The 13,154-nt window shown below is 59.1% G+C and carries 10 protein-coding genes; 9 read left to right on the forward strand and 1 reads right to left on the reverse strand.

Going from position 1 to position 13,154, the window contains the following annotated elements; genetic code table 11:
* Window positions 1-329 precede the first annotated feature (329 nt).
* Complete coding sequence (locus tag D9N14_RS13380) at window positions 330-3,389, forward strand: YncE family protein (RefSeq protein WP_290580472.1); 3,060 nt, start codon at window positions 330-332, stop codon at window positions 3,387-3,389.
* Between the two features lie 82 nt (window positions 3,390-3,471).
* On the opposite strand, the gene D9N14_RS13385 is transcribed toward D9N14_RS13380, so the two are convergent.
* Complete coding sequence (locus D9N14_RS13385; protein WP_290580474.1) at window positions 3,472-4,851, reverse strand: diguanylate cyclase; 1,380 nt, start codon at window positions 4,849-4,851, stop codon at window positions 3,472-3,474.
* 77 nt (window positions 4,852-4,928) lie between these two features.
* On the opposite strand from D9N14_RS13385, the gene D9N14_RS13390 reads away from it, so the two are divergent.
* The 8 genes from D9N14_RS13390 to D9N14_RS13425 all read left to right on the forward strand — a co-directional run bounded on the left by D9N14_RS13390 (window position 4,929) and on the right by D9N14_RS13425 (window position 13,081).
* Complete coding sequence (locus tag D9N14_RS13390; RefSeq protein ID WP_290580476.1) at window positions 4,929-6,248, forward strand: WD40/YVTN/BNR-like repeat-containing protein; 1,320 nt, start codon at window positions 4,929-4,931, stop codon at window positions 6,246-6,248.
* Window positions 6,249-6,253: 5 nt separating this feature from the next.
* Window positions 6,254-6,556, forward strand: coding sequence for a MoaD/ThiS family protein (locus D9N14_RS13395; protein ID WP_290580478.1), 303 nt, complete (start codon window positions 6,254-6,256; stop codon window positions 6,554-6,556).
* A 3-nt stretch (window positions 6,557-6,559) separates the two neighbouring features.
* A complete protein-coding gene (locus tag D9N14_RS13400; RefSeq protein WP_290580480.1) occupies window positions 6,560-7,093 on the forward strand; it encodes a GNAT family N-acetyltransferase in 534 nt (177 codons plus the stop codon).
* A 125-nt stretch (window positions 7,094-7,218) separates the two neighbouring features.
* Complete coding sequence (locus tag D9N14_RS13405) at window positions 7,219-7,578, forward strand: hypothetical protein (RefSeq protein WP_290580481.1); 360 nt, start codon at window positions 7,219-7,221, stop codon at window positions 7,576-7,578.
* 15 nt (window positions 7,579-7,593) lie between these two features.
* The gene (locus D9N14_RS13410) at window positions 7,594-8,232 is read left to right on the forward strand and encodes a paraquat-inducible protein A (RefSeq protein WP_290580483.1); all 639 of its coding nucleotides are present in this window, start codon (window positions 7,594-7,596) and stop codon (window positions 8,230-8,232) included.
* The gene (locus D9N14_RS13415; RefSeq protein ID WP_290580485.1) at window positions 8,213-8,830 is read left to right on the forward strand and encodes a paraquat-inducible protein A; all 618 of its coding nucleotides are present in this window, start codon (window positions 8,213-8,215) and stop codon (window positions 8,828-8,830) included. Before D9N14_RS13410 ends, D9N14_RS13415 begins: the two co-directional genes overlap by 20 nt.
* Window positions 8,823-11,126, forward strand: a complete 2,304-nt coding sequence (locus tag D9N14_RS13420) for a PqiB family protein (RefSeq protein WP_290580487.1) — start codon at window positions 8,823-8,825, stop codon at window positions 11,124-11,126. Before D9N14_RS13415 ends, D9N14_RS13420 begins: the two co-directional genes overlap by 8 nt.
* A gap of 131 nt (window positions 11,127-11,257) precedes the next feature.
* Window positions 11,258-13,081 carry a long-chain-acyl-CoA synthetase gene (locus tag D9N14_RS13425; protein ID WP_290580489.1) on the forward strand — a complete coding sequence of 608 codons (1,824 nt, stop codon included), beginning with the start codon at window positions 11,258-11,260 and terminating at the stop codon, window positions 13,079-13,081.
* The last annotated feature ends 73 nt before the right edge of the window (window positions 13,082-13,154 follow it).

The following is a 13,154-nucleotide window of genomic DNA, read 5'->3' on the forward strand; positions in this document are numbered from 1 at the left end:
TTGTAGCGAAATCCTTGCCAGACTTTGTTACAGCTTGTGTCTGTGCAGAGCAGTTCACAGGTTGAAAGTTACGGCTGTCATTTCCTCGCGGTGCGTCTTGGTCAAACTATAATCAATAATGTTCACGATGATTTGAAGCTGACAACACCAACAACAAGGCAACTCTAACCAAATAATCAAAATCATCCTGGGTGTTGCTTGCTTTTCTTCAGCGCGGAATAAACCACTTTTATTGTTTTTCTACACCAATGCATTGGCGATCTGTGCATTAGTGCGCGGTTGTGCGCGCTGCCTTTTGGGGATCGCACCGACGGACTGAGGAAAAAGTAATGAGCAGTAATAAAACGAATAGCTTCGTGGGATTGTTATCGGCTGGGGCGTTGTGCGTGGGTGCCGCACTCAGCAGTAATGTGGTGGCGTCAGCGGGTTCGCATGGTATGCATCCGGGGCATCATGGTAAGTGGCCGGTGTTCTCCAATACGGTGCCCACTCCGGAAATCAATTACCGGTTGTTTGAAACCCTGCAGGTGCGCCCGCTGGCCCTGTCCCCTGATGGTAAATACCTGTTTGCCGTCAACACGCCGGATAACCGGCTCGAAATTTATCGCACCTCAGGCAAAGGCAAAGGTCGCAAAAGCGGAAAACTGAAAGCCATTGGTTCTGTCAGCGTCGGGATGGAGCCGGTGTCGGTTGCCGTGCGCAACGAGCGTGAAATCTGGGTGGTGAATCACCTGTCGGATTCCGTCAGCATCATTAAACTGGAAGGTCGCCACGGCAATGCCCGGGTGGTGCGTACCCTGCACGTGGGTGACGAGCCCCGTGACATCGTATTTGGCGGGCCCAATGGCAACCTGGCGTTCATCACCACGGCCCACCGCGGCCAGAACAGTGGCGATGATCCGGATCTGCACAACCCGGCCACCGGTCGCGCCGATGTGTGGGTGTTTGACGCCGACAACCTGGGCACGGCCGCCGGCGGCGAGCGCTTGAATAAAATTGTGTTGTTTGCCGATACCCCCCGGGCCCTGGCCGTCAGCGCCGACGGCACCCGGGTATACGCGGCACCTTTCTATTCCGGCAACCAGACCACCATCGCCTCCAAAGAAGCGGTGGCCACGGTCTACGCCGACCAGATGGACCCCACCAATCCGTTCTTCTTTTTCGGTAACGACGGTTCGCGCCAGCCCCTCACTTCCCGCGTGGTGAAATACAAAGCCGGCCCGGACGGCAGTTATCATTGGTACGACGATCTGGGCACCAACTTTGACGCCTGGGTGCGGGTGCAACTGCCGGATTACGATGTTTTCACCATCGACGCCAGCCAGTATCCGCCGCAGCAGATTCAGGCCCAGACCTATCCCCATGCCGGCACCACCCTGTTCAACATGGCGGTGAATCCGGTGAACGGCAAGGTGTATATCTCCAACACCGATGCCCACAACGATGTGCGCTTTGAAGGGCACAACCCGGGTATGAACGTCACATCGGTGCGGGGCGATATCGTCGACAGCCGTATCACGGTACTGGACCCGGCCAGCGGCGCCATGCAATACAACAACCTCAATCCGCACATTGTGGATGGGGAAGGGGATGGCAGTATCAGTCTGGCATTCCCCCAGGACATGACCGTCACTGCCGATGGCAGCAAACTGATGGTGGTGGCCCAGGGCTCCGGCAAACTGGCCATCTATGACACCGCCGATCTGGAGGCAGGCACCATCACCGCCAACGGGCAGGATCAGATTGCCCTCAGTGCCGGTGGACCCAGCGGTGTGGTGTATGACGAACGCAGCGGCAACGCTTATGTGATGACCCGCTTCGACAACGGTATCTCCATCGTGGACGTGGACCGTCGCCGTGAGATCGGTCACACCACCATGTACAACCCGGAGCCGGAGCACATCACTGCCGGCCGCCCGTTCCTGTATGACGCCAGCTACACCTCCGCCAACGGCACCCAGGCCTGTGCCAGCTGCCACGTCGGCGGCGACATGGATCACCTGTCCTGGGATCTGGGCAACCCCGGTGGTGCGCCGCTGCCGATTACCACCACCGGCTCCCCCACGGATATCTTCACCTTCCTGCCGGAAATCATCATCAGCCTGCTGCCCACCTCGGCCGAACTGTTTGAGGAATTCCTGCCCATCAAAGGCCCCATGACCACCCAAAGCCTGCGTGGTTTGGCCAATCACGGTGCCATGCACTGGCGCGGGGATCGCAACGGCGCGATCCAGCAGGACGGCACTCCCTATCTGGATGAAAACGGCCAGCCGGTGGTGTCGCAGCAACCGGACTCCGGTATGTTCAACGAGTTCCTCGCCTTCAATTCCTTCAATGTGGCGTTCCCCGGCCTGGTGGGGCGTGACAGCATGCTGACAGAAGCGGAGATGAATGACTTCACCCGTTTTGCCCTGGAAATGATGTATCCACCCAACCCGATTCGGGCCCTGGACAATACCCTGTCCCCGGTGGAAGCCATGGGTGAGGCCATATATCATCAGCAAATGCCAGTGATGGACGAAATGGGCAATCCGGTGTTCGATGAACAGGGCAATATGCTGATGACGGAGTTACCGGTGGATCGACTGCACAACTGTAATGGCTGTCATACCCTGGACCCGACCGGTAACGAAGGCTTCACCGATAAACCCGGTTTCTTCGGTACCAGTGGCCGGCTCTCGTTCGAGAATCTGCCCATGGTGTTCAAAGTGGCCCACTTCCGTAACATGTACCAGAAGGTGGGTATGTTTGCCTCAGCACCGGACAGCAACCGCACCCTGACCCCCATCCCGCAGATCAATCCGTCCATCCCGGCGGTGCGCGGCTACGGCTACCAGCCTGATGGCGCGGTGGGCAGCGTGGAGCATCACCTCACCGGTCAGGTGTTTGTGAAGAACATGAATTTCAGCAACCCCATTGGCCCCAACCCGGGTGGCCTGCCCACCTTCCAACTGGATGAACACGGTGAGCCCATTCCGATTCCGGATCCTGCCGGATTCACAGCCCGGCGTGCACTCAGCTCCTACCTGATGGCGTTTGATTCCAACTTCAAGCCCATCCTGGGGCAGCAGGTCACCTATCACCAGGGCATGGGCACCGATGCCACTGACCGCATTGCGTTGATGACCGAGCGTACCCTGGCCGGCGAATGTGATCTGGTGGCCAAGGCCAACTTCATGGGGCGTGAGCGCGGCTTCATTTACGAAGGCGGACTCTATCGCACCGACACGGCCATCTTCCCGGCCCTCACCGAGGCCCAGTTGCTGGGGCTGGCGTTGAATGAGAAACATGCCATCACCTTCACCTGTGTGCCGGTGGGAACCGGCTACCGTATCGCCATTGACCGCGATGCGGACGGCGTTGCCGATGGCGATGAACGGTTCCTGTAAGCCATAAAAAAAAGACGATAGGAGCGAAAGGGAGAAGCCCCGCCGGCAACGGTGGGGCTTTTATTCTGGTGGAGCGGGAGCATCAGCACAGGGTGTAACGATCTTTACCATCCTGCTTGGATTGATAGAGCGCTGCATCGGCCTGTTTGAGCTCTGCTTCCAGATCCAGTTCATCGGTGTTGGTGGCCAGTTTGATGCCCAGGCTCACGGTGATGGAGATGGACTCGTGCTCAGTCAACTCGATATTGAGTTCGCGAATGCCGTGAATCAAGCGCTCGGCGATGCTGTCCAGATTCTGCTTTTGCTCGATGGCCACGGTGAACGCAAATTCCTCGCCGCCGTAACGACAGTAAGCGTCATCCACACGAAAAAACTGGCTAAGATACTGGGCAAGGGCTTTCAGGGCCCGGTCACCGATGTCATGGCCGTGGGTGTCGTTCAGGCGTTTGAAATTGTCGATATCCAGCAAGCCAAAGGCCACCATCAACTGCCTGCGATTGCAGGACTTGATCAGCTTGTTGGAGTGATCAATAAAATAGCGGCGGTTGGGAATGTTGGTTAACGGGTCGAAGAAGGCCAGGGTTTCCAGCTTGGCTTTGGCTTTCTGCAATTCAACGGTGCGTTCTTCCACCAGGCGTTCCAGGTTTTGCTTCAGGCTTTTCAGATCCTGGTTGCGTTTTTCCAATTGTTCCTGGTGGAACTTGCGCTCGGAAACGTCCCGTTCAATGGCCGCAAAGTGCGTCACTTCCCCGTATTTGTTTTGCAACGGCATGATGTTCATTTCGATCCAGTAGGGGCGGCCGTTGCAGTCGTAATTGAGCAGGGTTTCGCTGACCGCCTGCTGTGCCTCAAGGGCCTTTTGAATGCGGGCCCGGGATGCTTTGTCCGTGAGGGCGCCCTGCAACATTCTGGGGGTTTCCCCGATGATGTCCTCCTCGCTGTATCCGGTCAGTTGCTCAAACGCTTTGTTGACATAGACGATTTTGGGGCCGGTGGGATAGTCGATGTCATTGGCTTCGGTGACGATCACGATGTCCTGGGTGTTCTCCACAATGTCGCGGAAAGAGAACAGCTCCCGGGAATCGGAAATGTCGGTGAAGGTCACCACCACGAAGCGGTTTTCGCTGTTGTCATCGCCCTCGTGGTAGGCGTTGATCATGAACCAGCTGACTTCTTCCCGGGAACTGTCGATGACCCCCATGATCTCGTTGGTGAGGCGCTCCGAGGAATTCTTGACCTTGTTGACCGGGTAATCCTCGATCAGCAATTTTTTGCCGGCATCATCCACGAAGCTCCATTGCGGATCGAAGGCATCCTTACCGATCATTTGCTCATAGGTGAGTCGCATCAGGCGCAGCGCGGTGGGATTGGCATAAATAATCGAAGTATCCCATCGATGAATCACCACACCGATGTGAGCGTGTTCCAGAAGGTTCTGTAAATTGAGTTCGCTGATATCCAATGCAGCACCCGGAATAGCATCCCTGTCCTACCCAGTGTAGACCAAAGTGGGGCGCCACCGGCACCTGAGCAGTATTTGTGCGCATCCGTACAGGCGCTCGCCCCTGTGACGGATTCGGCATCCCCGCTTCTGGTTTTGGCCTGGTGGCCGGGGTAGTATGGCGTTGGCTGTTCCGCTGCGCTTGTTTTCCTTACCCCTCTGAGGGCGACACCATGTCCAACACCATTCTGCTGGGAACCCGTAAAGGTACTGTAATCATCGAGCAAACCGCCTCCGGCTGGCGGCCCAAACCCATCGCCCACGAGGGGATGCCGGTGTGCTATGCCGCCCGGGACCCCCGTGATGGCACCCTGTGGGCCTCTCTGGACCATGGCCACTGGGGGCCCAAGTTGTCCCGTTCCCGCGATGGCGGTGCCAGCTGGGAGGACGCCCCCGCCATCAAGTATCCCGCAGGCGCGCGCTACATTGTGAAGTACCTGCCGACTCCGGACTTTGACCCAGAGGCCCCGGTGGGCGCTCCGGAGTATCAGGATGCCACGGTTTATAAAATCTGGAACCTGGCCTTCGGCGCTGCGCAACAACCCGGTCGCCTGTATGCGGGCACCATTCCCGGCGGCTTGTTTGTCAGCGATGACGGCGGTGACAGCTGGGAGCTGAATCGCCCCCTGTGGAATCATCCCAGTCGCGGCGGGGACCTGTTTGCCGGCGACGCCAGCAGCGAAAACACCTGGGGCGGCACACCGGCCAGCATCGACTATGGGGTGTTTGAGCCGGGGATACATTCCATTGTGGTAGACCCACGGGACCCGGACCATCTGTACGTGGGGGTGTCTTCCGCCGGCGTGCTGGAAAGCACCGATGGGGGCCAAAGCTGGCACGGCCGCAACCGGGGCATGCTCATGGATTACCTGCCGAACCCCGCGGCGGAATGGGGCCATGATCCACATTTTGTCACCGTTTGCCCGGGGCAGCCGGATCACCTGTGGCAACAGAATCATTGTGGCGTGTTCTACAGTGAGAATGGCGCGCAGAACTGGAACAAGGTCAGCCGGCCCGACGCCGGGGTGCACTTCGGTTTCCCGATCGCGGCCGATGCGAAGGCAGGGGGAACCGCCTGGGTGGTGCCGGCGCGGGCGGATTCCGAACGCATGGCCATTGGTGGCGGTCTGTTTGTGGCGCGCACCCAGGATGCAGGCCGTTCCTGGCAGACGTTCCGTGATGGGCTGCCGCAGGAACACGCCTACGACATCGTACTGCGCCACAGCCTGGACGCGGCCGGTGATTGCGTGTGCTTTGGCAGCACCACCGGCAATGTGTATCTGTCGCAAGACCGGGGGGAAACCTGGCAATGCCTGGGCAGCAACTTCCCGCCGGTGTATTCGGTTCGCTTTGGTTAATGTCGATGACTGAGACCAGGATCAAGCCCATGGCCCGGGTGGAGATGACGTCGCACCTGTTTCGCTTTTTTCCCGCGTTAAAAGGCCGGGAAATCATCGTGCCCGGGCAATCGGTCGCGGAAGTGTTGGCGGCGGTGAATGAATTGGCGCCGGGCTTTACCGATTACGTTCTGGATGAACGGGGTGCGGTGCGCCGGCATGTGCTGATCAGCGTCAACGACAGCATGCTGGTGGACCGCAAAACCCTGTCGGACCGCGTGCCGGAAGGGGGCACTGTCTATGTCTTCCAGGCCCTTACCGGGGGTTGACGGATGCGGTTCCGGATTCACACCAGTCTGAACGGGCTGGAGCCGCTGCAGCGACTGATCAATGCCGCTTACCGGGGTAATGATGGCCCGGGACGTTGGACTACCGAACAACACCTGGTGGCCGGAGACCGTATCCACCGGGATGCACTGGTGAGTCTGATCCAGCATCCACAGACCGAGCTGATTGTCGGTGTGGAGGGCATGGCGGGTGTGGAAGAAGGCAACGTGGTCAGCTGCATCGCGATTAAGCAATTGGAGGATGCCGTCGAGTTCGGCACCTTTGCCGTGGCGCCGGCATTGCAGGGTCTGGGTTACGGGGCGCAACTGCTGGATTTCGCCGAAGCCCATGCCCGCCGCTACCGGCTGCCGTTTCAGGTGTGTGTGGTGACCCAGAATACCCAGCTGATCCGCTTCTATGAGCGCCGTGGTTATGTGCGCACGGGGGCCTTACTGCCTTACCCAACCGACCAGAATGTGGGGCAGCCCAAGTGTCATGACATCAGTCTCACCCCATTGGTGAAACCCCTGTGTTGGTGAGACCCCGTTTACGCCCTGCAGGTACGTGCTGGCGATCAATTTGTGGTAAGTTAGGGTTTTGCCGTTTTACGTTTGATTGCAGCCCGACATAATAACCAACCAATTGATATACGGACTGTTTTGCCATGAAAAGAGTATTGCTCATCGGTGTCGCGCTGGTGGTGCTGGGCGGTTGTACCGGCTACCGTATGACCTCCAACGTGGTGCCTTCCAGCACCGACCGCGAAGCCGGGGATTATCCGGTGACCATCACCGAAGGTGACCTGGATGTACCCTATGAGGAGATCGGCCCCTTGGAAGTGGTGATCCGGCCGGCCTCCATGTTCAACGAGGCTCCCACCCAGCGCCATGCCCGCCTGGGGCTGATGCAAAAAGCCCGTGCCATGGGGGCCACGGCGGTGATTCATGTGACCTACGAAGAAGGGTTCGACATCATCAGCTTCGGCCACATAGAAGCCCGGGGCGTGGCGGTTAAAGTCAAATGATACGGCTGAGTCACCATGCTCTACGGCCAACCTCACCTAGCCTGCCATGAGTGCGATGCCCTGCTGACCCGGGTGGCCTTGCCGCCCGGTAAGAAGCTGGTGTGTCCCCGTTGCAATTGCACACTGCGCAAGCCAGCCCGTGATCCGGTCAATCGCGGCATGGCACTCAGTCTCACATCCTTAACCCTGATGGTGCCGGCCTTCACCATGCCCATCATGACGTTCAACATGCTGGGGCTGGATACGGTGGACACCATGATCAAAGGGGTGCTGCACCTGTTTCAGGCCGGGTTCTGGTGGATGGCATTGCTGGTGTTGTTCTGCAGCATACTGGCGCCCACCCTGGAAAGTGCCCTGGTGCTGTCCATCTGCCTGTTGGTCCGGGCCCGGCGTTATGGCGGCCTGTTGATCCTGTTGCTGAAGCTGCAGGCCCGCGTGCGCCGTTGGGCCATGCTGGAAGTGTATATGCTGGGGATACTGGTGGCCTATGTGAAGATGATCGACTCCGGCCAGGTGCACATGGGTGTGGGCATGATCTGTTTTTCCGGCATGATGCTGGCCACCACCCTCAATACCATGTTGTTCGATACCCACAGCATCTGGGAGCAAGTGGGTCGCTATCGGGGAGGCATCCATGAAGTCCGCCCGCGCTGAAGGCCTGGTGCTGTGTACCGACTGTCATCTGCTGGTGCGGGCGCCCCGCGCCCACCAGGGCGCCTGCCCCCGCTGCGGCGGCGCTCTGCATGCCCGTATTCCCAACAGCGTATCCCGCACCTGGGCCCTGGTGGTCGCCGCCTGGGTGTTGCTGGTGCCGGCCAACCTGTATCCCATCATGACGGTGATTTATTTCGGGGAAGGGGAGCCGGATACGATTATTTCCGGGGTGATCAAACTGGCAGAAGAGGGCATGCTGCCCATCGCCATCGTGGTGTTTGTAGCCAGTATTGCGGTGCCGGTGCTGAAGTTATTGGGCATTATGTTGCTGTTGTTTACGGTACACTTCAAATGGGCGTTGAGTAAAACCGAATGCACGGTGTTGTATCGCATCATTGAGGTGGTGGGGGCCTGGTCCATGCTGGACCTGTTCATGATCTCCATACTGGTGACACTGGTGGACCTGGGCACGGTGGCCCAGATCACCGCCGGCCCCGGTGCCACGGCCTTTGCCACGGTGGTGGTGATCACCATGTTTGCGGCCATGAGTTTTGACCCGCGTTTAATCTGGGATTTGCAGGAAGATTCGAATGACTGATCAGGAATACCATGAAGCCCTGGTGAAGGAATCCAGGTCGATCTCCATTATCTGGTTGTTGCCCATGGTGGCGGTGGTGATCGGTGGCTGGTTGCTGGTGAAATCCCTGGTTGAGGCGCCCATCGAAATCACCATTGATTTTCCCAGCGGCACCGGCATGGAAGTGGGCAAGACCAAAGTCATCTACGAGGGCATCACCGCCGGGGTGGTGTCGGATATCCGCCTGGACACCACTGACCTGGAAGGGGTGATCGCCACCGTCGAAATTGATCGTCGGGTGGAGCCGCTGTTGCGGGAGAGCACCCAGTTCTGGCTGGTGAAACCGGAGATCAGCCTCAGCGGCGTCACCGGCCTGGAAACCATCGTCACCGGCAACTACATCGGCGTCAAAGTGGGCCTCACCGGCAAAAAGACCACCTTCTTCAAGGCCCTGAGTGAGCCGCCGCCCCTGGATACCCAGGTGCCGGGCCTGCATCTGGAGTTGCTGGCATCAGACCTGGGCTCACTGCATGTGGATGCGCCGGTGTTGTTCAAGAAAATTGTGGTGGGCTCCGTCACCCAATACCAGTTAAAACCAAAGCAGGATCAGGTCAGTATCCGCATTCACATCAAACCGGAGTTCGCCGGTTTGGTGAGTAAGCAAAGCCGTTTCTGGAACGTCAGCGGCATCAAGGCCAGCGCCGACCTGAGTGGTGTGAAAGTGCAGACCGAATCCCTGCTGTCGGTGGTGCAGGGGGGCATTACCTTCGATACCCCGGCCTTCACCGACACCAATCCGCCCGCGGACAACGAGGACGTGTTCACCCTGTATGAGGATTACGAGGCCGCTCAGCGCGGGGTGCGGGCCAGCATCACGTTTCGCCCGCCGGTGAGCCTGGAGCCGGGCAAAACCAAAGTGATGTTCCAGGGGTTTGAAATCGGCCTGGTCCACGCGGTGGATTTCAGTGAGGACAACCTGGCCGTCACCGCCGCCGTCAGCTTCCATCCGGAAGCCGAACCCTATCTCACCAGCGCCACCCGTTTCTGGCTGGTCAAACCCGAGATCAGCCTGCAGGGGGTGAGTGGGCTGGATACCTTGCTCAGCGGCCGTCAGATTGTAATGGAAGTGAAACCGGATCAGCAGGCCGAACCGCAACGGGATTTTGTGGCCCTGAAAGAAGCCCCCAAAGTGGATTACAGCCGCCCCGGCCTGCACCTGAAACTGGAGAGCGCCGAGCTCAGTTCCGTCAGCCGTGGCACCCCGGTGTTGTATCGGCAGGTGGCCGTGGGGGAAGTGCAGGCAGTGTCCCTGTCCCGCAGCCGCAACAGCGTGATTGCCGACATCACCATCGAGCCGGAATACGCCCGGCTGGTGAACGACCACTCCCGCTTCTGGAAAGCCAGCGGCATTTCGGTGAGCGGTTCCATCACCAAACTGAAAGTGCGGGCGGAATCCCTCACCAGCATCGTGCAGGGCGGTATCGCGTTCTATAACCCGGATGCGGGCAGTGGCAAAACCGTGCACAACGGCCATGTCTTCAACCTGTATGAAGACTATGAACTGGCCCGGGAAAACGGCATTGCCATCCGCATTCGCCTGCCCGGCAGCCGTGGCCTGGAAGAGGGTACCCTGATCAAATACCAGGGCTTCACGGTGGGGGAGGTGAAACGCATCGAATTGAATCCGGATCTGAGCGGTGTCACTGCCCACGCATTTTTACGCCAGTACCCGCAGCAATTCGCCGTGCAGGGCAGCCGCTTCTGGCTGGTGCAGCCCAAGATCGGCATCACCGGCGCCTCCAACCTGGATACCCTGCTGAAAGGTCAGTATTTCGAAGTGAAACCCGGCACCGGTGCTGCTCACTATGACTTTGTGGCACTGGCGGAGCCGGCACCGGTGGCGCGCCCTGACAGCGGCCTGAATGTGGTGCTGAAGTCACCGCGGCTGGCGTCCATCCGCCCGGGCTTGCATGTGTATTACCGGGATGTGGTGGTGGGGCAGGTGACCGGCTTTGAGCTGGCCCCCACGGCGGATGAAGTGCTGGTTTACGTCAACATTGAACCCCCCTTCCATGTGTTGGTGCGACCGGGTACCCGCTTTTGGAACGCCAGTGGTGTGAACATCGATGTGGGGTTGTTCAGTGGCGCCAGCATCAAAACCGAATCCCTGGAATCCATCCTGGCGGGCGGCATCTCCTTTGCCACGCCGGAGACGCAGCAGAGTACCGAGCCGGTGGCCAGTGGGCAGGCGTTCACCCTGCACAGCGAAGCCAAGGAGGAATGGTTGCAGTGGAGGCCGAAAATTCCGCTGCAGTAATCGCAACGCATTGACCCTGGAGGCGCAGGGGTGGGACCGGTCAGTCTGGCCTCCTGCAATCAAGTTTGCGATGATGGGCGGCGATGTATCAAAACAATAACCGTTATAACAGCCGCCACCAGCCTCCAGCCATGAACCCAAATAAACAAGTCAGCCTGTCTGAAATTGCCGCCGGTATTCTGCGTGCGGTGCCCGATGCCCCCGCCTTTTTCCATGGGGTGCGCCACATGCTCAATGCGGGCCCCGACAAAAAAATGTCCATTGGCCGTCTTCTGGAACAGCAGGCAGCCCGCTATCCCGCCAGCCCGGCCCTGAAATTCGAAGACAAAGTCTGGAGCTATGCCGGCTTCAATGGCTGGGTCAACCGCATTGCCGCTTTGCTCCAGCAGCAGGGCGTAGGGAGTGGTGATGTGGTGGCCATCATGTCAGAGAATCGCCCGGACATGCTCGCCTGCACTGCCGCTGCGGCCAAACTGGGTGCCATTGCCGGCATGATCAACTATAACCAGCGCGACGACGTGCTGGTGCACAGCCTGGGCTTGATCAAACCCAAGGTACTGGTAGTAGGGCAGGAATCTGTGGCGGCCCTGGAAGAGACGGCCTACCAACCTCTGCAGAATCCCCACCTGCGTTATCTGTGGTTGGGGGATGATCCGGACCAGTGCCCTTTGGGCTATGAGGATCTGGAAAGCCTTACCCGTCTGCTGCCCAGTGTGAATCCCGCCACCACCGGCAACGTGCGCAGCCAGCAACCCTGCTTTTATATTTTCACCTCCGGCACCACCGGCATGCCCAAAGCCTCCGTGATGTCCCACGGCCGCTGGTTGAAGGGGGGCTCTGGCATGGGCCTGCTCACCGCCCGCTTGAGCCATCACGACACCTTGTATGTGCCGCTGCCGCTGTATCACAACAATGCACTCACCGTGAGTTGGGGCTCGGCCCTGGCCAGCGGTGCCTGTGTGGCGCTCACCAAAAAATTCAGTGTGTCGCGCTTTTGGGATGAGGTGCGGCAGCACAATGCCACGGCGTTCTGTTATATCGGGGAGCTGTGCCGTTACCTGTTGAACCAGCCGCCTTCGCCACAGGATCAACAGCATCGGGTGCGGGTGGTGATCGGTAATGGTTTGCGGCCGGAAATCTGGATGGAATTCAAAACCCGCTTTGGCATCCAGCGCATTTGTGAGTTTTACGGAGCCAGCGAGTGCAACCTGGCGTTCGTCAACAGTTTTGATGTGAATTGCACCGCCGGCTTTTGTCCATTGCCGTTTGCCGTGGTGGAGTGCGATCCGGAAACCGAGCAGCCGGTACGCGATGCCGACGGCCGCATGCGCCGGGTGGCCACCGGTGGGGTGGGCCTGTTGATCACCAAGGTCAACCGATTGGCGCCATTTGATGGCTACACGGACGCCAGCGCCAGTGAGAAGAAACTGCTGCGCAACGTGTTCCGGGATGGGGACACCTGGTTCAACACCGGCGATCTGGTGCGGGATCAGGGTTTCAAGCACATTCAGTTTGTGGACCGGCTGGGTGACACCTTCCGCTGGAAAGGTGAGAACGTGGCCACCACCGAAGTGGAGGCCGCTTTCAAACAGGTGGATCAGATTGAGCAGGCGGTGGTGTACGGCGTGCAGGTGCCCCATGCGGATGGCCGGGCGGGCATGGCGGCCATCACCCTGCGCGATACGGGACAGGGCACGACCCTGGATGGCGCTGCACTGGCGGCGGCACTCACCTCAGCGTTGCCGGCCTATGCGGTGCCATTGTTTGTGCGGGTGCGGGACGAACACGAAATCACCGGCACTTTCAAGAATCGCAAGGTGGAACTGAAAAAAGAGGGCTTTGACCCCGCCCACTCGACGGACCCGGTGTACCTGCTGGACACGCAGGCCGGGGCCTATGTGCCGTTGACCCCGGAGCGTTTTCAGCAGATTGAAAACGGCGAGCTGCGCCTGTAAGGAATCCGTCACTGGCCCTGCACCACCGCTTTGGCCTATAGTGAGGAATGTAGGTGAGTGGCACGGCGGTGGG

This window comes from Ketobacter sp. (assembly GCF_003671495.1).
GTDB lineage: Bacteria > Pseudomonadota > Gammaproteobacteria > Pseudomonadales > Ketobacteraceae > Ketobacter.

Excerpts from the sequence above, each read along its gene's own strand:
- D9N14_RS13380 (WP_290580472.1), top strand. The coding sequence starts at position 330 with ATGAGCAGTAATAAAACGAATAGCTTCGTGGGATTGTTATCGGCTGGG.
- D9N14_RS13395 (WP_290580478.1), top strand. The coding sequence starts at position 6,254 with ATGACTGAGACCAGGATCAAGCCCATGGCCCGGGTGGAGATGACGTCG.
- D9N14_RS13400 (WP_290580480.1), top strand. The coding sequence starts at position 6,560 with ATGCGGTTCCGGATTCACACCAGTCTGAACGGGCTGGAGCCGCTGCAG.
- D9N14_RS13405 (WP_290580481.1), top strand. The coding sequence starts at position 7,219 with ATGAAAAGAGTATTGCTCATCGGTGTCGCGCTGGTGGTGCTGGGCGGT.
- D9N14_RS13410 (WP_290580483.1), top strand. The coding sequence starts at position 7,594 with ATGCTCTACGGCCAACCTCACCTAGCCTGCCATGAGTGCGATGCCCTG.
- D9N14_RS13415 (WP_290580485.1), top strand. The coding sequence starts at position 8,213 with ATGAAGTCCGCCCGCGCTGAAGGCCTGGTGCTGTGTACCGACTGTCAT.
- D9N14_RS13420 (WP_290580487.1), top strand. The coding sequence starts at position 8,823 with ATGACTGATCAGGAATACCATGAAGCCCTGGTGAAGGAATCCAGGTCG.
- D9N14_RS13425 (WP_290580489.1), top strand. The coding sequence starts at position 11,258 with ATGAACCCAAATAAACAAGTCAGCCTGTCTGAAATTGCCGCCGGTATT.